Source organism: Streptomyces sp. NPDC027672 (genome assembly GCF_055566335.1).
Window position 1 is genome coordinate 24,851 of sequence record NZ_JBVHSO010000016.1, and the last position, 18,447, is coordinate 43,297.

General features: G+C 71.7%; 18 protein-coding genes and 1 tRNA gene. 9 read left to right on the plus strand and 10 right to left on the minus strand.

All coding sequences use genetic code 11. From position 1 onward, the window contains the following. The first annotated feature begins 50 nt into the window (after positions 1-50). Both ACZ4SV_RS30770 and ACZ4SV_RS30775 read left to right on the plus strand, forming a co-directional pair. Positions 51-560, plus strand: a complete 510-nt coding sequence (locus ACZ4SV_RS30770; RefSeq protein ID WP_468008137.1) for a MarR family winged helix-turn-helix transcriptional regulator — start codon at positions 51-53, stop codon at positions 558-560. Between the two features lie 127 nt (positions 561-687). Continuing rightward, the gene (locus ACZ4SV_RS30775) at positions 688-1,377 is read left to right on the plus strand and encodes a GTP cyclohydrolase II (protein ID WP_468008139.1); all 690 of its coding nucleotides are present in this window, start codon (positions 688-690) and stop codon (positions 1,375-1,377) included. Positions 1,378-1,608: 231 nt separating this feature from the next. Here ACZ4SV_RS30775 and ACZ4SV_RS30780 read toward each other — a convergent pair whose 3' ends face one another. Then, positions 1,609-2,244, minus strand: a complete 636-nt coding sequence (locus tag ACZ4SV_RS30780; RefSeq protein WP_468008141.1) for an NADPH-dependent FMN reductase — start codon at positions 2,242-2,244, stop codon at positions 1,609-1,611. A gap of 131 nt (positions 2,245-2,375) precedes the next feature. Here ACZ4SV_RS30780 and ACZ4SV_RS30785 point away from each other — a divergent pair, with 131 nt between their 5' ends. Continuing rightward, positions 2,376-3,062, plus strand: a complete 687-nt coding sequence (locus tag ACZ4SV_RS30785; RefSeq protein WP_468008143.1) for a TetR/AcrR family transcriptional regulator — start codon at positions 2,376-2,378, stop codon at positions 3,060-3,062. An 80-nt stretch (positions 3,063-3,142) separates the two neighbouring features. On the opposite strand, the gene ACZ4SV_RS30790 is transcribed toward ACZ4SV_RS30785, so the two are convergent. Further along, positions 3,143-3,625, minus strand: a complete 483-nt coding sequence (locus tag ACZ4SV_RS30790) for an NUDIX domain-containing protein (RefSeq protein WP_468008145.1) — start codon at positions 3,623-3,625, stop codon at positions 3,143-3,145. Positions 3,626-3,635: 10 nt separating this feature from the next. After that, positions 3,636-4,856 carry a helix-turn-helix domain-containing protein gene (locus tag ACZ4SV_RS30795; RefSeq protein WP_468008147.1) on the minus strand — a complete coding sequence of 407 codons (1,221 nt, stop codon included), beginning with the start codon at positions 4,854-4,856 and terminating at the stop codon, positions 3,636-3,638. A 135-nt stretch (positions 4,857-4,991) separates the two neighbouring features. Between ACZ4SV_RS30795 and ACZ4SV_RS30800 the strand changes: the two genes are divergently transcribed. The 5 genes from ACZ4SV_RS30800 (at position 4,992) to ACZ4SV_RS30820 (ending at position 10,723) form a co-directional block, all read left to right on the plus strand. Further along, positions 4,992-6,242, plus strand: coding sequence for a methionine adenosyltransferase (locus ACZ4SV_RS30800; protein WP_468008150.1), 1,251 nt, complete (start codon positions 4,992-4,994; stop codon positions 6,240-6,242). Then, positions 6,242-7,174, plus strand: coding sequence for an aminoglycoside phosphotransferase family protein (locus tag ACZ4SV_RS30805; protein ID WP_468008152.1), 933 nt, complete (start codon positions 6,242-6,244; stop codon positions 7,172-7,174). Before ACZ4SV_RS30800 ends, ACZ4SV_RS30805 begins: the two co-directional genes overlap by 1 nt. A 233-nt stretch (positions 7,175-7,407) precedes the next feature. Then, positions 7,408-8,700, plus strand: a complete 1,293-nt coding sequence (serS, locus tag ACZ4SV_RS30810) for a serine--tRNA ligase (RefSeq protein ID WP_468008154.1) — start codon at positions 7,408-7,410, stop codon at positions 8,698-8,700. Further along, positions 8,700-9,722, plus strand: a complete 1,023-nt coding sequence (locus ACZ4SV_RS30815) for a glycosyltransferase (RefSeq protein ID WP_468008156.1) — start codon at positions 8,700-8,702, stop codon at positions 9,720-9,722. The genes serS and ACZ4SV_RS30815 overlap by 1 nt, the downstream gene beginning before the upstream one ends. A gap of 326 nt (positions 9,723-10,048) precedes the next feature. Continuing rightward, complete coding sequence (locus ACZ4SV_RS30820) at positions 10,049-10,723, plus strand: hypothetical protein (RefSeq protein WP_468008158.1); 675 nt, start codon at positions 10,049-10,051, stop codon at positions 10,721-10,723. A 175-nt stretch (positions 10,724-10,898) separates the two neighbouring features. Here ACZ4SV_RS30820 and ACZ4SV_RS30825 read toward each other — a convergent pair whose 3' ends face one another. Both ACZ4SV_RS30825 and ACZ4SV_RS30830 read right to left on the minus strand, forming a co-directional pair. Further along, the gene (locus ACZ4SV_RS30825) at positions 10,899-11,777 is read right to left on the minus strand and encodes a hypothetical protein (RefSeq protein WP_468008161.1); all 879 of its coding nucleotides are present in this window, start codon (positions 11,775-11,777) and stop codon (positions 10,899-10,901) included. A gap of 5 nt (positions 11,778-11,782) precedes the next feature. After that, on the minus strand, positions 11,783-11,962 hold the full coding sequence (locus ACZ4SV_RS30830) for a hypothetical protein (RefSeq protein ID WP_468008163.1): 180 nt from the start codon (positions 11,960-11,962) through the stop codon (positions 11,783-11,785). A 298-nt stretch (positions 11,963-12,260) separates the two neighbouring features. On the opposite strand from ACZ4SV_RS30830, the gene ACZ4SV_RS30835 reads away from it, so the two are divergent. After that, entirely contained in the window at positions 12,261-13,214 is a 954-nt protein-coding gene (locus tag ACZ4SV_RS30835; protein ID WP_468008165.1) for a helix-turn-helix transcriptional regulator, read from the plus strand. A 136-nt stretch (positions 13,215-13,350) separates the two neighbouring features. Here ACZ4SV_RS30835 and ACZ4SV_RS30840 read toward each other — a convergent pair whose 3' ends face one another. The 5 genes from ACZ4SV_RS30840 to ACZ4SV_RS30860 form a co-directional block, all read right to left on the minus strand. Then, a complete protein-coding gene (locus ACZ4SV_RS30840; RefSeq protein ID WP_468008167.1) occupies positions 13,351-14,346 on the minus strand; it encodes a DMT family transporter in 996 nt (331 codons plus the stop codon). A gap of 85 nt (positions 14,347-14,431) precedes the next feature. After that, a complete protein-coding gene (locus ACZ4SV_RS30845; RefSeq protein WP_365874478.1) occupies positions 14,432-15,175 on the minus strand; it encodes a 2OG-Fe dioxygenase family protein in 744 nt (247 codons plus the stop codon). Between the two features lie 35 nt (positions 15,176-15,210). Then, positions 15,211-16,452 (minus strand): argininosuccinate synthase-related protein, encoded by a 1,242-nt coding sequence (locus tag ACZ4SV_RS30850; RefSeq protein ID WP_468008170.1) that lies wholly within the window; start codon positions 16,450-16,452, stop codon positions 15,211-15,213. Positions 16,453-16,708: 256 nt separating this feature from the next. After that, positions 16,709-16,781 (minus strand) — tRNA-Lys (locus ACZ4SV_RS30855). Positions 16,782-16,870: 89 nt separating this feature from the next. After that, on the minus strand, positions 16,871-18,445 hold the full coding sequence (locus tag ACZ4SV_RS30860; RefSeq protein WP_468008173.1) for an amino acid permease: 1,575 nt from the start codon (positions 18,443-18,445) through the stop codon (positions 16,871-16,873). Between the last annotated feature and the right edge of the window lie 2 nt (positions 18,446-18,447).

Here is an 18,447-nt window from a genome sequence, read left to right on the forward strand (position 1 = left end):
GGTGGCACGGCCGTCTTGGTTCAAGTTTTAAACAAACCTACACTGGCGGCATGACGACCCGCTGGCTCACTCCCGAGGAGCAGCGCGCCTGGCGCGCCTACATCGCCGCCTCCCGCCTCCTGGAGGACGCGGTCGACCGGCAGCTCCAGCAGGAGGGCGGCATGCCGCACCTGTTCTACTCGGTGCTGGCCAACCTCTCCGACGCCCCCGGCCGGCGGCTGCGCATGACCGATCTCGCCGAGACGCTGAAGATCACCCGCAGCCGGCTGACGTACGTGGTGAACCGGCTGGAGCGGGACGGGCTGGTGCGCCGGGAGAACTGCCGCGAGGACAGGCGTGCCTCGCTCGCGGCGCTGACGGACGAGGGGCGGGCCGTCCTGGAGCGTACGGCGCCCGGGCACGTCGAGACGGTCCGCACCCTGCTGTTCGACCGGCTCACCGAGGAGCAGGTGGGGCAGTTGGAGGAGATCTGCACGAGCATCGCGCGCGGCTTGCAGGGCGAGGGCCCGGATCCCGGGGCGGACGACGTGCCCTGGCGGCGCCGCTCGTCTCCCTGCTGACCTGGGCGGTTCCCGTGCCGGAGACCCCGAGGCCCGGCGGGGCCAATTGCTTTAACTTTTAAGCACAAGGTAGGGTCCGGTCCACCACTGCTTCAAATGTGAAGCACCTCGCCCGGAGGGATTCCGCATGCCCGACCTCCCCGCCGCCACCCCGCGCGCCCGCGTCCGGGTACCGCTGCGCTTCGCCGACGGCTACCGCGCCGACGCCGAACTCGTCACCTTCCACGGTCTCACCGACGGCCGGGAGCACCTCGCCGTCGTCCTGGGCGAGCCCGGCCCGGTCCCGCTGGTGCGGCTGCACTCCGAGTGCCTGACCGGCGACGTCTTCGGCTCGGCGCGCTGCGACTGCGGCCCGCAACTGCGCGAGGCGGTCGAGCGCGTCGCCGGCCGCGGCGGCATCCTGCTCTACCTGCGCCAGGAGGGCCGGGGCATCGGCCTCTACAACAAGCTGGACGCGTACGCCCTCCAGGACCAGGGCCTGGACACCTACGAGGCGAACGCCGCCCTCGGGCTCCCGGAGGACGCCCGCGACTACACGGCCGCCGCGCAGATGCTCACCGCCCTCGGCGTCACCGAGCTGGACCTGCTCTCCAACAACCCCGACAAGGCCGAGCAGTTGCGCGCGCGGGGCATCACCGTACGGGAGCGGGTGCCCACCGGCGTCTTCACCACCGCCCACAACGTCCGCTACCTGCGGGCCAAGGCCCTCCACACCCGGCACACACTGCCCCTGCCGGAGCTGCCCGACCTGCCCGACCTGCCCGACCTGCCCGAGCTGCCGGACCGAACGGACCTCACGGAGCTGACGGCGGGGTAACTCGGAGGTCGGTGGACGCTCAGCCGTACTCCCAGACGGCTCGGCCCGGCGCCCAAACGGGTCACGGCCGCGTCCCAGGCGCAGGCGGCGAGCAGGGAGCCCGGCGTGAACAGGCAGAGCGCGAGGACGTAGGTCCGCTCGGCGCCGATCCGGGCCATCGCCCAGGCGGCGACCGGGATCACCGCGGCGAGCGCGAGCGGGTACACCGGAGCGTGCTCACCGCCGTCGTCCTCAGCCCGCGTAGGGGCGCTCGGCGCGTGCGGTGCGCAGGGCGCGGCCCCACCACAGGAGCTGGCCGAGCATGCCCTTGGCGGCGCCGGCGCAGACCTCGGCGTCGCGCGGCACGCCGTCCTCGCCCAGGCCGGACCAGGGGCCGTGCAGGCTGACCGAGTCCCGCACGGTCACGGCGTGCAGCTCGGCGAAGACCAGCCGGAGCTGCTCGACCGCGCGCAGACCGCCGCCGAGACCGCCGTACGACACGAAGCCGACCGGCTTGGCCTGCCATTCGCGCAGGTGCCAGTCGAGGAGGTTCTTCAGGGCCGCCGGGAAGCTGTGGTTGTACTCGGGCGTGACGACGACGAACGCGTCGGCGGCGGCGAGCCGCGGCGAGACGTCCCGCAGCGCGGCGACGGCCGCGGGGCCCGGCATTCCGCCCCAGCCCGGCATCACCAGCGGCAGGTCGACGGCGGCGAGGTCGACGACGTCGAACTCGGCGTCGGGTGCGGCCGCGGCGGCGGTACCGAGGAACCAGTCGGCGACCGCCGGCCCGAGGCGCCCCTCGCGCACGCTGGCGATGATCACGGCGACGCGGAGCGGACGGTCCGCCGCGGCGGTACGGGCCTCGGTGACGGAATCGGTAACGGACACGGCAGTCCCCCATGAGCGGTCGCTGAGCGGGCCCCGGACGAGACCCGCGACAGCAAACTACAACGCTCGTTGTAAAAATTACAATGGTCGTTGTACCTCGGTTAAGGTGGGCCGAGCGCGAAGGAGGCGGCGTGGGCGAGACGAACGAGTCCCGGCTGGACCGGGCGCGGCACGAGGTACCGCCGCGCAAGCTGCAGAAACAGATGGCCATCGCGAGCGCCGCCTGCACGGTCTTCGGCCGCGAGGGCTATGCGCGCGCCTCGGTCGACGCGCTCGCCGCCGCGGCCGGCGTCTCCACGCGGACGCTCTACAACCACTTCCCCGGCGGCAAGGCCCAGCTCTTCGAAACGGTCGTGACCTGGACGTCGAGCGAGGTCCGCGACGCCCAACTGGCCTGTCTGCGCACGGTCCTGGACCCCGCGCGCCCGGCACGCCCCGCGGAACTCGAACGCGACCTCGTCGCCCTGGCCCGCGGCTTCATCGGGCTCATGACGGAGTACGCCAACCACTTCGCCCTGGTCCGCCACATCCACGCGGAGGCCGACCACGTGCCGCCCGAGGTCCTCACCGCCTGGCACGAGGCCGGCTCCGCCCCGGTCGGCCGGGCCCTCACCGAGGCGATGACCCGCCTGGAGAAGGCGGGCCTGCTCAACCTCCACGGCGACGCGTCCCTGGCGGCGAGCCAGTTCATGGCCCTGATCTCGCACACGATCGTCCAGTTCACCCACTACGGCGTCCTCCCCCTCCCTCCCACGGAGCGGGACCGCCTCATCGACGGCGGGGTGAACACGTTCCTACGGGCGTACCGGACGCCGTAACCCCGGATGCGGGGCGGCCACTGCAAATCTTCGGGCGGCTGATGAGTGAGGTGGTCCTGCTCGCCGAGGTCGCCTCTGGCTCAGCGCGCTGCTCCCGGCGCCACCCCGTGCTCCAGGTAGGCGGTCACCCCGTGAGCACGGGCCTCGATGCTGGCGGTGATACGGCGTACGAGCCGGGGGATGGTGAGTTCCGGCAGTTCCTCGACATCGTGGAAGGCGTAACCGCGGAGTTCGTCGGCCTGCAGCTCGATGTGCCGGCACTCGTCCGCGGTGAGGCGGCCCCCGTCGAAGAGATAGAGGACCTTGTCCCCCTCTCCGGGGTTCGGCGCCCAGTCCACGACGAGCAGGCGGCCGATGGCGGGCTCGATGCCGAGTTCCTCGTGGACTTCGCGCGCGCAGGCGTGCAAGGGTGACTCACCCTTCTCCACATAGCCACCGGGGATGTCGCGATAGTCCTTGTACGAGGGTTCGACGAGCAGCACCCGGTCGGCGTCGTCGAAGAAGAGCGCGCCGGCTGCCATGCGCGGCCGGGACATCTTCGCTTCGTGCTCGTTCTCGCTCACGCGACGGACTCTAGCCGCCGACGACGCCGATCCTGCGGGCCAGGTCTGCCACGGGACGGGAGGGACGGCCTCGGGTGCCGCGGATCCAGCCGATGACCAATTCACGGCTCAGGTAGTGGTGGCGTACCTGTTCGGGGGCGGCCCGCTCGGCGTCCAGCAGAGTGGCCAGGGCCTCGTCCGTCCGCTTCCGGGCACTGAGGGCTCGGGCGACTTCGAGGCCGTGCCTCACGCGCCGTTCCACAGGCAAGCCGCTGGTGTCGATGCGCTGCCCGAGGTCCGCGGCTATCTGGACGTCCCCGAGCTCTCCGGCGGTGGCCACGCAGTGGATGGCCACGTTGGTCGGGCCGAAGGCCGTCCACAGGTGGTTGGCGTCGGCACCCAGTCGCTGCGCGGTCTCATCGGCTTCGCGGAGGAAGGTGCGGGTGGTGGCCCGGTCCTCCGCTCGGGCGGCCGCCATGGCGCCGGCGAGGAAGAGCGTGCCGTAGACCGAGAGGTACTCGTCGTTCGCCGTGCCCAGGCCGGGCTGCATGACGGCTGCCGCGTCGTTCACCAGCTGGATCGCCGCGGTGAAGCGGCCACTGGCCATCAGGCAGTGCGTGACCGCGCGGAAGAGCGAACCCGTCACCGTGTTCCGGCCGCTCTGTTGCGCTGCCGCCAGGCCACGGTCGGCGGCGATCCAGGCCAGTTCCGACTCCCCGACCTTGCCCAGCACCATGGCCGCTCCGTGGTAGGCCAGGGCGAGTTCGGCATGGGCTGTCTCCCCTTCACGCCCTGAGTACGAGCGGGAGGCAGCGAGGGCGTCGGCCAGGACGAGGGGAAGCCGTCGAGTCGCGAAGCCGTACCGGGACACCTGATAGGCATCGAGGACTTCCCTGACATCGGCCCGCAGGTCCTCCAGAGCCGGTGGTTCGTCGGTGGATGGGAGCCCCAGCAAGGGGGTGAGCTGTTTGTAGTCCATGAGGGCTTCACGCAGGGCGGGGACCGTGCCGCGGCCGCTGCCGTCGGACCACTCCATGAGAGTCGGTTCGGCGAGCAGGTCCCCGAGAGAGACGTCGAGGGCCTCGGCGAGCGCGGTGATCACCGAGAGGCGGTCGAGTTCGATCCGGTTATTCTCCGCTTTGCTCAGCCAGTCCGTGGAGCGTCCGACCAGGCCGGCCAGGACCTCTTGGGAAAGGCCGCGTCGGCGCCGGTACCAGGCGACGCGCTCGCCGACGGTCAGATGCTCTGCCATCCCTCGCATGTCCTGAGCATCACCTCATGGCCGAAAGGTACCCCGGAAGGATTTTCCGGGGTGCTGCGGGGTTCCTTGCCTACTGTCCCAGGAGACCGAGAAAGCCGCCGGGAAACCCCTGAACGGGAGTGCGTGATGCCTCGTACGAGCACGACCATCGGCAACAGTCACCTCGTCATCGACACCGCCATGGCCAGACCGGACACCACGGCCATCGTCGAGCGGAAGGGCCTGGGCCACCCGGACACCCTGGCCGACCACCTCGCCGAGCGGCTGTCCCGCGCCTACAGCCACCACACCGTCGCGCGTTTCGGCGCCGTGCTGCACCACAACTTCGACAAGCTCGCCCTCCTCGGCGGTGCCAGCGAAGTCCGCTACGGGGCAGGTGAGATGACAGCCCCGATCCGGGTCCTGGTCAACGGGCGCGCGGCACCCAGGTGCGGAGGCGAGACGATCCCGGTCGAGGAGATCGTCGAGGCCGAGGTCCGGGCGTTCTTCGCCGAGCGGCTTCCCGAGGCGGCGGACCATCTCGACATCGTCTTCAACATCACCAGCAACTCCAGCCCGGGGGCGGTCCTCACCGGTGACGGGGTCCCCGACCGCACGCGCTGGTTCAGCCCCCGCTCCGTCGCCGACCTCCGCGAGCGCCGGGTGCGGCTTTCGAACGACACCTCGCTGGGCACCGGATGGGCTCCCGAGAACACCTTCGAGTCGTTCGTCCGCGACGTGGTGAACCACTTCTCCGGCGAGAGCGAGTTCACCCTCACCCACGCGTGGTGCGGATCCGACGTCAAGCTCATGGGTTTCTGGGACGGCGACGAGGCCGACATCGTCTTGTGCGTGCCGCAGAAGTCACGACACGTCGCCGGCCGGGCCGAGTACCTCCGCAACAAGGAGACCGTCCTGGCCGAGTGCCACCGGCTGGCCGGCCTCCGGCTGCCTGGCGCCCGGGTGCGTTTCCGGCTCAACGCCCGCGACGTCCCGGACCAGGACGAGCTCTACCTGACCTACACCGGAAGCTCGATCGAGTCGGGGGACGAGGGCGTCGTCGGGCGGGGCAACCGGGTCAACGGGCTGATCACGCCGCTGCGGCCGATGAACCTGGAGGGCGCCAACGGCAAGAACCCCGTCTACCACGTCGGAAAGCTCTACAACATCGCCGCCCAGCGTCTGGCCCTGCGCCTGCACGAGGCCACGGACGGACACGCGGAAGTGCATCTGGTCAGCACCACTGGTCAGCGTCTGGATGAACCGTGGCGCATCCTGGTCCGCCTCTCCGCCCCGGACGCCGAGATCGACAAGGTGCAGGCCCTCGTGGCGGAGGCGCTGGGCGCGTTCCCGGCCCTGACGGACGAACTCGTCTCCGACGGTCTCGTGCTGAGCTGATGACGAAGCGGACGCTCGGAGAGATCCCCGCGGGATCCCGCCACCGGCTGCTCACGCACTACGGGCCTGCGGTCGAGCCGTCGCTCGACTCCGTCCCGGAGCGGCTGGCCCGGGCGGCGGAGCGCTGGAAACTTTCGCTCGGGGAGTATCACGACGCCGGACACGCCTCGGTGCTCGCGACCGCGGCCGGTCTCGACGGGCGTCCGCTGCTGCTCAAGGCGTGGGTTGATCCGTCTCGCTTCCGCCACGAAGTGGAGGCGTTACGGCTCTGGGCCCGTGGGCCGACCGCCGAGGTCGTGCACGCCGGGGGCGACTTGGCCACCGCCGCTCTCGAACTCGTCGGGGGGCGGCCTGGCGGTGCGGACCGGCCGAGGGGGGAGTCGCAGACCGTGGCGGCGGCCCTTCAGGGACTGCACACCCTGGGGCGGCACAGGCGCCGGCCGGAGCGGCTTCCGCTCCTCACCGACCACCTCGCCCGAGAAATCCGGCCTCGGATCGGGCGGCGGTTACGCGAACTCGACCTCGGCAGCCGGCGTCCCCTCGTCCGAGCCGGGCTCCCTGCCGCCACCGACCTGGAAGAGGGGTCGCGCAGGGCGACGGTGCTGCACGCCGACCTGTACCGGGAGAACGTGCTGTTCGACCGGCTGGGGCACCCCCGGCTGATCGACCCCCTTCCCATGGTGGGCGACCCCGCGTTCGACTGGGCGTTCTGGACCGTCTACTACGACCTCGGGCGCGGCACCACCAGGCGACTGGGCATCGGCTCGCGCGTCTCCCGGATTCCCGTTCCCGTGCTGGTGCGCTGGTGCCGCCTCCTGGCCGTCGACGGTCTCCTCTTCTACATGGAGTCCAGCGACCCGCGAGCGGCGCCCATGGCCACAGTGCTCGGCGACCTCTTGGCGACAGCGGAGGCCTCTCGGAGCGAATCGTGACGAGGAGGTCAGCGCAGGATGCTCGGAGGCGTGCTCGCCGTGCTGCAACTCCCTGGCCATCGCGTGCTGATCGGCGACGGGCTGCCGGTGCCCGCCGGCCTTCATCGAGGGTCGCTCCGCGCGAGATCACCATCGGTGGTGACGCGTCGATATCGCGGATCGGCGAGGGCCCGCGGTTGCTACCGTCGACGCGGTATCCCCATCCCACTCGCCGGATAAAAAGGATCTTCCCCATGCATGATGCCCGCGCCCTGATGGACATGGGTGCCGAAGCGGTACGTCGGCTCGCTCGTCGCGGTTACTCCCTGGACCTGTCCCGGCTGGAAGACCTCCAGTCCCGGCGCAACCGGAACATCCGCTCGGCCGACGAGCTGCGGGCAGAGTCCAAGCGGGTGGCGAGCGAGGTCCAGCGGACAGCCAAGCAGGGCGGGGACATCTCCGAACTGAAGGAGCGCGCCCGCGAGCTGAAGGACCAGATCCGCGGCATCGAGGCCGCGCAGGAGAAGGTCCAGGAAGAGCTGCGCGAACTGCTCCTGACCATCCCGAACCTCCCCGACGACGCGGCCCCGGACGGCGACTCCGAGGAGTTCGCGGTCGAGATCCGCCGGGTCGGCACCCCGCCGGCGTTCTCGTTCGAGCCGAAGGACCACGTCGACCTGGGCGAGGCCACCGGCATCCTCGACTTCGCCCGCGCCACGAAACTCTCCGGTTCGCGCTTCGCGGTGTCCCGTGGCGCCGGCGCCGCCCTGGAGCGGGCCCTGGCCACGCTCTTCCTCGACATGCACACGCGCCGCCACGGCTACGTCGAGCACGGTGTCCCGTACCTGGTGACCCGCAAGACGATGACCGGCACCGGCCAGCTGCCGAAGTTCGAGGAAGACCTGTTCAAAACCGGCGCCGCCGACCGTGACCTCTTCCTCATCCCGACGGCCGAGGTGCCGCTGACCAACCTCTACGCCGACGAGATCATCCCGCCCGCCGAGCTGCCCTTGGCCCTCACGGCCCACACCCCGTGCTTCCGCTCGGAGGCGGGCTCCTACGGGCGCGACACCCGCGGCCTGATCCGCCAGCACCAGTTCTCCAAGGTCGAGATGGTCAAGATCGTCGATCCGGAGACGGCAGACGCCGAGCTGGAGACGATGGTCGGCCACGCCGAGGCGTGCCTGAAGGAGCTCGGGCTCGCCTACCGCGTGGTCAAGCTGGCCGCCGGCGACTTGGGTTTCTCCGCCCGGCTCACCTATGACCTCGAGGTCTGGATCCCCAGCCAGAACACCTACCGGGAGATCTCCTCGGTCTCCGACTTCGGCACCTTCCAGGCCCGCCGGGCGGGCATCCGCACGCGCGGCGAGGACGGCAAGCCCAAGCTGGTCGCCACACTCAACGGCTCCGGTCTGCCCATCGGCCGCACCCTGGCCGCACTCCTCGAACAGTGCCAGCAGCAGGACGGCTCGATCGTCCTGCCCGAATCCCTCTTCCCGTACCTCGGCTTCCGCCGGATCTCGGCGGACGGAACCCCGGAGGCATAGTGCTCGTCGGCGTCTGCGACTTCCCTGGTAGCTACGCCTTCCCACCCGCCGGATACGGCGGGATCGAACGATGGCTGTGGGCGATCGCGGTGGGCGCCCGTGCCGCGGGCGCCGACGTACACCTCCTCGGGCCGGGCTGGCTCACGGGCCTGGAGAGCGACTGGGTCCGTCGGCCGGTCCGTCTGGAGGACATCACCGCCGGATCACTCGCCGAGCGGGAGCTCCGCGGTGACGGATACGACCTGCTGGTCGTGGGGCACGAATACCCGTCGCTGCCGGCCTGGACCCGCACCTGGGACGAACTGGACTGCGACGTCGCCACGTTCCAGCACTCACCCGTCTTCCCCCACGCGGACACCGCCTTCGACGGCCTGCGTTCGCGGCTCTACTGCTACTCGCCCGAGATGATCGAACGGTACGCAGGCCACCGGCCGATCCCCGAACTCGCCGTCCATCTCGGCCTGGACGAGGAGGAGCCGCCGGCCACCGCCGGGAGCGATCTCCTGTGGCTCGGCCGCATAGACGAGGAGAAGGCGCCGCACCTCGCTGTCCGAGCCGCCAAGATCCTCGGACGCCGGATACGGATCGCCGGACCCGTCTTCGACGACGCGTACGTACGACGCCACCACCACCTCTTCCACGCCGACCACGTGCAGTGGCTCGGTGAACTCGGCGGCCCCGCCAAGACGGCCGCCCTCCGCGGCGCCTCCGTCTTCGTCTACACCTGCGCCCGGACGTACGTGGAGGCCGGCGCCGCGGTCTTCGGCGAGTCCCTCCGCGCCGGCACCCCCATGGCCGCGCTCACCTGGCGCGAGGGCACATGCGCCGAAGCCGCTCTGTGCGAGCAGACCGGCGTGGTGGCGGTGGCCGATCCCACCGTGGACGACGAGAGGGCAGCGGAGCTCCTGGCGCAGGCGATCGAGAAGGCTGACGCCCTGAAGTACGCGGAGGTCCAGGAGATCGGGATGGACCGCTTCGATCCGGCCCGCCACTTCATGGCGATGGCGAGCCGGCCGTGCTGACGGGTCCTCCCAGAGAACGCCCGTTCGTGGCATCGCCTCCCTCGGGCGCCCTCATCCCTGAGGTCCTTCGGCACGCCCTCGGGACCCAGTGGAAGTTCACCGTCTCCGACAGACGACTCGAGATCGAGCACGCGCACAGAGGATCGCCATACCGTCCGCCTCGTCGGTCACCGTCGTGGGAGGAACTGCTGGCGGGGCTCACGACCGGCTTCGCGGCCCAGGGCGTCCCGCAGGCCAGCTGTCTGCCCCTTCGGTGGGGACGCGAGACCGAGCTGACGATCTCGGCGGTCCAGGCTCTCGATCCCTTCCTCAAGGATGGGCGTCCGGTGACCTACCGCAGTGGCTTCCTGCCCCAGCCTGTTGTCCGCTTCACCGGACAGCGTGAGGCATCGGGTGATCTCCGGCCGGGATTCCTGACCTCGTTCGTCAACATCTCCCGGGTCCAGCCGATCCGGCACATGGATGAGTACGGGAGCATCCTGGACGGCTGGATCAGCCTGCTGTCCCGGCTCGGATTCCATGCCCGCCACATCGGCGTCCACGGCATGCTGACCCCTTGGAGGCGCCGCCGGGTCGAGGGCATCACCCTTCACTTCGACCATGTGGACCTGCCCATCGGCGACATCGTCCTCCTCTGGAACAGCGACAACCCGGCTCACATGGCGGTGGACCTCGGTACCGGTCTGGAACGACTGGCCTGGGCACGGACCCGGACGGGCTGGAATGACCTCGTGTTCGGCAGGTTCGCGTCCCTGGCCCCACCACCGACCCTGGACGCCGTCCGCACCGCCACTCTCCTCGTCGCGCACGGCATCCGTCCTGCCTCACGAGGAGCAGGCGGGATCACCCGCCGAGTGATCGCGGCGATCGAACCTGGTGCGACGGCGCTGGGCGTCAGCTCCCTGGTCCGCGCGTCGTACCGCTACTGGCGGCTGTTCGGGGAGCCGAAGGTACCTTGGCCGGCCGTGGCCGTGGCGATCGAGGAGGAGCTGGGCGCCTGAGGTCCGGCCGGGCAGCTCACGCATGCGGCCGAGGACGACGAAGCGCCTCGGCCGGTCAGCCCGGTCGAGGAAATGCATCTGATCCCGGCCGCTTCGGCGATTGCAGCCCGCGGCCCGGGCGTGCCGTTGGTCAGTGGCGTGTGGTGGCGGGGGTGCGGGGCGTCTGGGCCGGGAGTCAGACCGCCTGGGTGTGCGGGACGGTCAGGGCGTTCTCCCGGGCCGCGGCCCGGATCGGGCACACCGCGGACAGCCGTGACACGCGCCGCCCCCCGCCGAGCACACCGCCGTCCGGACCGATCAGGAGCGCCGAGCGGGACAGGACCCGCGAGGCGAGCCGGGCGCCCCGCAGCGAGGGGTCCTCGGCCAGGGCGGCGGCCAGCGAGGCCACGGCCGCCCGGGTACGGCGGACCAGACAGGGCTCAGCATGGACGGCCCACACGGGCAGTCGAGCGGCTGCCGTCACGAGCGCGTCGAACGACGGCAGCCCGCAGTCCGTCACCACCAGCACGGCCCGCCACGACTCCCCCTCCCGGGCGCGCAGGAGGGCCGGCAACCGGTGCTGTGGGGCGAGCAGGGCGAGGACGTCACCGGTGCCCCCACCGGTCCGTACGGCGAGCCCCGTCGCCCGTGCCTGCGCGGCGAGCAGCCCGGCCAGCCCGGTGCTGTCCTGGTCGTCGTCGTACGCCACCGTCAGCGCCCTCGCGGCGAGGGCGAGCGCGGCGTCGGCCAGCGCGCGGGCGAGGTGGGTTTCGTCGGGTGCCCAGCTCAGCGCGGGCGCGCGGCCGGGAAGCAGCGGCAGCAGACAGGGCAGTCCGGCCTGCCGGTAGACCTCCAGCGCGCCGTCGGCGACCGACGGGTCGGCGTGGCCGACGACCGCCGTGAAGCCGCCGGCCACCACGGTGTGCGCGACACCGGGTGTCTCGTGGAAGACCTGCCAGTCGGCCGTTCCCGGGGCGCCGCCACGGAGCCGGTCCACCTCGGCGAGGAGGACGGTGCCCGCGGCCGTTCGCGGCCCGGTGAGCGGGGCGACGACGGCGACGGCCGGTACGGACACGGCGGTCAGCCCCAGATGAGGGAGTCGGAGCCGGCGGCGACGGCCGTGGTGCCCGCCGCCGGTGCACCCGCGACGCAGACGCCGCCCGCGAGCAGGGCGGCGAGGGCGACGGCGGAGGCGACACGCCGGAGCCGACGCCGGACGGACGCGGGGGACGGGACGGACGCGGGGGACGGAGCGGGCATGGCGAACCTCCGGGATCGGGGTGGGCTGGGTGTGCGGTGCGCGAGTACGCGGTGTGCCGTCAGCATGTGCCGGGACGGTCACCCACCGCCATGTCTCCGCTGGTTCCGGGACCGGCCATGGCCAGGGCCGGACGGCTTCGCCCGGCTCCCGCCGCGTCCGTATGCCGGACCTTGTCTGGCCAGCTGAGCAGGGACGTTCCTAAGATCCACTGGGCGCCCGGCCGGGGGGCGGTCGCGCCGGGGGACGACAGAGAGGTGCCCGATGGATGTGAAGGAGCGTGCGCAGGAGCTCTATCGCATGGCGTTGGAGGATGCGAACTGGCACCCCGAGAGCGTGATCGGCGAGCGCGGCTGGAGCGACGCGGAGTTCGCCGACGCCCTCCAACTCCTCAACAGACTACGCCTGTTCGTGCCGGCCCCGGACAGCGGGAACGGGTGGACGGCGCTGTCGCCCGACACCGCGCTGCGCAATCTCCTCGTGGAGGAGGAGCAGCACACGGCCGGGCTGCTCAGCTCCGTGCAGCGGACGCGTTCCGCGCTGACGCGGATCCTCACGGACTTCCAGCCGGTGTACGCACGGGAGTTGCTCCCGGTGCGGATGGAGGTGGTGACCGGTGCCGCGAACGTCTCGGCGGCGCTGGAGGACGTGTCCCGGCGTGTCGAGGAGGAGGTGCTGTCGCTGCACCCCGGACGCGCGCTGCCCGCTCAGATGGTCGAGTCGGGCCTGGGGCGGGACCTCGCGGTGATCGGGCGCGGGGTGCGCATGCGCACGATCCACCTGGGCTCCGCGGCGGCCGTGCCGCACATGGCGTCCTACCTGCGCCGGCTGAGCGCGGCCGGGGCGCAGGTGCGCACCGCGCACACGCTGCCGCTGCGGCTGATCGTCGTGGACAGCTCGACCGCGCTGGTACCGGTGCCGCCGTCGGCCATCGGCGAGATCACGGCGGTGATCCTCCGAGGAGAGACGCTGGTCGGAGTGTTCCGGGAGATCTTCGAGCACTGCTGGGCGGCGGCGAACGTGCTGAGCGACGCGGCGGCCGGGCCGGACGGCGCATGGCGCCCCGAGGGACGCCACCTGGAACTGCTGCGGATGCTCGCGGGCGGACTCACCGACGAGGCCATGGCCCGCAAGCTCGGCGTCTCCGAACGCACGATCCGCCGCCTCGTCTCCGAGCTGACCGAACGCCTCGGTGCCGCCAGCCGCTTCCAGGCCGGGGCCTGTGCCGTCCGGCTCGGCTGGCTGGACGCCTGATCTCCCACCGCGGCCTCAGGGCCTGTCCAACGGATCCCGTCCCGGACGCGAAGGCCCGGCACCCCCTCTCTCACTGCCTCAAGGGCATGCGGGGTACCCCCATCGCCCCCCGCTCACCTGCGCTGGCGAGGCGCCGTCACTGTCCCGCGACCTGATCCGCCGGACGGGCCCCGGCACCCGTGGCCTCGGCTCCCGTCCCGGTGACCGCCGTCTCCGTGACATTCGCGGCTCCCCGTTCCCGGTCCGCCACCGACCTCCCCCACGCCGTGCCGGCGAGCACCAGGACGGCGCCGAGCAGGCCCGGCCAGCCGGGCCGGTCCCCGCCGACGGCGATGCCGACCGCCGCGGCCCACACCGGCTCGGTGCCGAGCAGCAGGCTCACCCGGGACGGGGAGGTACGGCGCACCGCCCACATCTGCACGAAGAACGCGAACAGGGTGCAGAACGCGGACAGATAGAGCAGCCCGAGCCAGTCCCCGGCGCCGAAGCCGGCCGCGGCCGCCCAGGGCGAGGCGCCGGTGCCCGGCAGCGCCACCAGCGCGGCGAACACGACGACCGCCCCGCCCAGCTGGACGGTGGTCAGCGACAGCGCGTCCGCTCCGCGTACCGACTCCATCCTGGACATGGCCAGGACATGCACGGTACGGACGACGGCGGCCCCCAGCATCAGCAGGTCGCCGCCGTTCGGGGCGCTGAAACCGGCGCCCTGGGTGAGCAGCGCCACGCCGAGCACCGAGAGCCCGGCGGCCGTCATGAAGGCGCCCGGCAGCCGGGTGCCGCGCACCCGGCTCTCGGCCAGCGGGGTGAACACCATGGTGAGGCTGATGATCAGCCCGGCGTTGGTCGCCGAGGTGTGCACCACGCCGTACGTCTCCAGCAGGAAGATCCCGGCGAGGATCAGTCCCAGCAGTCCGGCCCCGCGCAGTTGCACGGCGTTCAGGCCGCGCAGCCGCCGCCAGCCCGCGGCGACCAGCACCGGCAGCACCACGGCGAACCGCAGCACCAGCACGGCCAGCACGGTCTGTTCCGTGGTGACACCCTTGGCGGCCAGATAGCTGGAGCCCCACACCACCGCGACCAGCAGGACGGGAAGATCGGTCAGCCGGCCGCTGCGGGCCGCGGTGACGGTCATGGCACTCCTCTGGGGAACTGGGGACGACGGTGCTGCGAAGACGGTGCTGCGAAAGGGGCGGGCGCCCGGCGCGCGGGGCCGGCCCTCAGCGCGCTGTGTACGCGATCACCAGGACGTCACGGTGTGCGGGCAGCGCGGGATCCACCGGGTGCACCGGGGTCACCGAGTGCAGCGTGCGGCGGTCGTCGCCCAGCAGCAGGTCACCGGGCTCGGACAGCGTAGTCGTCAGCAGGTGGGCGCCCGAGTCGGCGTACACCCCGCTCTCGCCGCCGACGACGTTGGTGCGGCCGATCAGCAGCGAGGTGATGAAGGTGACCCCGTCGCGGTGCCGGCCCTCGGGAGCGGGCTGGCCCACCTGTCCGTCGGCGGCGCTGATCCGGTACGGGTGCAGCTTGACGTTCCAGCGCCGGGTGCCGTCTGTCTCCCGGCCGAGGGCGGAGCTGAAGATCCGGCCGAGCGTGACGAGCACCGAGCGCAGCAGCGGGTCGCCCACGAACGACACCGTCAGCGGGTCGAAGATCCGCTCGATGCCGCCGTTGAGCGGGTTGACGTCGGTGTCCTGCCGGTACGGCTCGTGCGGCAGCAGCGTCAGCTCCCCCGCGGCCGGATCCAGGTCGAACTGGCCGTAGCGGCGGAAGCGGTACGTGCCGCCGTCGGCCATGTAAGTGTCGAGGGTCAGCTCGTCCCAGTGCGCGGCGAACCGCGCCCAGTCGGAGGCGTCGGCACCGAGCAGCGAGGACAGCGCGGCCGACGGCATCAGATGCCCGCCGGGCCCGGACAGGGCGGCGACGGCGTCGAGGGCGGCGGGGTGGGCGAGGGCGGTGGTCATGGGTGCGACTCCGTACGTCGGGAAGCGGGGTGTGGTCAGGCGGTCGCGGGAAGCAGCGCGGGGACGGCGGGAGCGTCGAACGGCGCCGACTCGGCGGCGATCGCCAGCTCCTCCCACTCCTCCCGGTCCCGCAGGTACAGCGGCCGGCCGGCGGTGATGGACCGGGTGTCGGCACCGCCCGTGCGCAGCCGCCAGGTGACGCTGCCGCTGGTCCGGGACGCGCAGGCGTCGACGAACGACTGGGCGGCCAGCCGCAGTTCGCCGAACCACCGGCCCTCCAGCGCCTCCCGCACCCAGAGCTGCTCCAGGTGCCGCTTCTGCAGGACGAGTTCGGCGTCCAGGCAGGCGCTCTCGATGTGCCGGTAGGTGCTCAGCAGCAGCCAGGCGGCCGGCATCTCGCGGATCTCCAGGACCTTCTCGCCGTGGTCCAGGTGCTCCAGGCCCGAGTAGCGGCCCAGCCCGTAGGCGCCCACGCGCCGGTTGAGCAGCTCGATCAGCTCGGTGAGCGGCAGCCGGGCCCCGTCCAGTGCGACGGGGCGGCCGTTCTCGACGGTGACGGTGAGCAGTTCGGTGGCGCCCGGCGCGGCGGTGGGCCGGCTCCACGCGTACATCTCCTCCGGCACCTCGTGCCGTTCGGGATCGTCGAGGATCCCCGACTCGAACTCGCGGCACCACAGGTTGGAGTCGCCGCTCACGATCCGTCCGGCCAGCAGGTCGACCCCGGCGGCGCGCAGGGCGTTCAGCTTGTCCTCACGGGTGACGGGGTCGAGGTCGTACGGGCTGCCGTACGCGCCCTCGTACCCCAGGAGCGCCAGCGCTCCGTTGAGCCGGCGCAGGGTGTTCTGCGAGCGGTTGGCGGTGTGCAGGACGGCCTGTGCGCCCAGCGAGCGGGCCAGCTGCACCGCGGTCTCCGCGATGAGCGGACGGCTGAGCGTGGAGCTGACGGGGTGGATGCCGAGGTACACGGCCTGCGCGGCGATAGCCGGTGCGACGAAACGGTCGGCGAACTCCGCGCGTCGGTCGAGCAGGTGGAGCCGTGCGCCGAGCGCCTCGGCCACCTGGCGTTTGTAGGGGCCGGACTCGTCCTCGCCGATGTCCACGCTCACGGCGTGCACCTCGCGCAGCCCCATCCGGCGCAGGCGCAGCAGCAGATAGGAGCTGTCCAGCCCGCCGCTGAACAGGGTCACGACCGGTCGGTCGGGGTCCAGGTCCGCGAGCTGGCCGAAGGAACGGACGAGCCGGGACGGTGCGGTGTTCGCAGCCTCTGTTGTGGTCACGGGGAGCAGACTTCTGCCCGGTGGCGCCCGGCACAACGCTTTCCCGACGACCGCGCCCGGCCATGACCGGACCCGGACGCCACGTCCGGCATGCCGAACCGTCCGCCTCGGTCCCGGCCGATCCGCAGGACACAGGCGCATCCGCTCACGCATCGCTCACGCAAGAGCCGGAGAACGACACAGCGCCCGAGTCGACCGAGGCCGACCCGAGCGCTGCGTAGCAGGTCAGAGGGGGTGACCCCCTCACCCGCCGCCGTAGGCCCTGTGGGACTCGAACCCACAACCAATGGATTAAAAGTCCACTGCTCTGCCAATTGAGCTAAGGGCCCAGGCGATGTTGCCTGTCCGAGCATAGCCGGACCGGGACGTGTCGCCGATCGGGTATCGGGGGTGCGGCGGTGTCGGAGGGGCGGGAGGGTTACTTTTCGGCCTGGGCGGGGCGGCCGGTGAGGAACCAGTGGCGGGCCGAGGCCAGCCACCAGGTCGCGGCGAAGCCCAGGACGACCAGGACGGCGACCGGGGCGTAGTTGAAGGTCTTCCAGGAGACCGGGGACACCTGCGGGAGCATGAACAGGACCGTGATCGCCAGCACCCACGTCACCGACACCGCTCCGATCACCCCCGACCAGCGGCCCAGGTGCCAGGGCCCGCGGTCGAACGCGGCGCCCTTGCGGACCCGCAGGAAGGTCGGGATGACGTAGGCGATGTACAGGCCGATGACCGCGATCGAGGTCACCGCCGCGTAGGCCGTCGTGTTGATCAGGTAGGGCAGGCCGAGGGCGAGGGCGCCCAGCGCGGCCAGCCAGACCGCCGCCACGGGCGTGCGGGTGCGCGGGCTCACCGTGCGCCAGAGGCGGGAGAAGGGCAGCGCGCCGTCCCGGGAAAAGGCGTAGATCATGCGGCTGTTGGCGGTGACGGAGGCCATGCCGCAGAAGAGCTGGGCGCCGATCACCACCAGCAGGAGCAGCTTGCCGGCCGTCGCCCCGAGCGCGTCCAGGAGGATCTGGGCGGGCGGGGCGCCGGTCGGGGAGGCGAGTTCCCTGTCGTACGACTGGATGGCGAAGGTGAAGCCGAGGAGCAGGACGAAGCCGGCGATCCAGGACGTCCAGATCGAGCGGACGATGCCCTTCGGGCCGGCCGTGGCGGCGTCGCGGGTCTCCTCGGTCATGTGGGCGGAGGCGTCGTAGCCGGTGAAGGTGTACTGGGCCATCAGCAGGCCCAGGAGGACGACGTAGGGGCCGCTGCCCCAGCCGGTCTCGTTGACGAAGTGCGTGAACACGAAGGACGCCGACCGGTGGTGGTCGGGGACCAGCGCCAGCGCGCCGGTGATCACCAGGACGCCGAGGACGTGCCACCACACGCTCACGCTGTTGAGGAACGCGACGATCCGGACGCCGAAGGTGTTCAGCAGGCCGTGCAGGAGGAGGATCGCCGCGAACAGCGCCACCGTACGGCCGGGGCTCACCCCGAAGCCGAACTGGAGGTTCAGATAGGCGCCCAGGAAGGAGGCCGCGCCGAAGTCGACGCCCGCGGTCACCGCCACCTGGCCCAGTACGTTGAACCAGCCCGTGAACCACGCCCAGGCCGCCGCCGAACGCGCGGGCGCCAGCCGGTGGGCCCAGAAGTACAGGCCCGCCGAGGTCGGGTACGCCGAGCAGATCTCGGCCATCGACAGGCCCACGAACAGGGTCATCAGACCGACCGCGACCCAGCCCCAGGTGATCACCGCGGGGCCGCCCGTGGTCATGCCGAAGAGGTAGAGCGTCAGGCAGCCGGAGAGCACCGAGATGATCGTGAAGGAGACGGCGTAGTTCGAGAACGCCGACATCCGGCGGGCGAGGACCTGGGTGTAACCGAGCTGGGCCAGCCGTTCCTCGTCCGACAGGCCGGCCGCGGACCGCTGCCCGCCCGCCCCCGTATCCCCCGGCGCTCCCGTCGTGCCGGTTCCCCTCGCCGCTCCCGGCTTTCCCGTCGCGCCCGCTTCATCTGTCATGC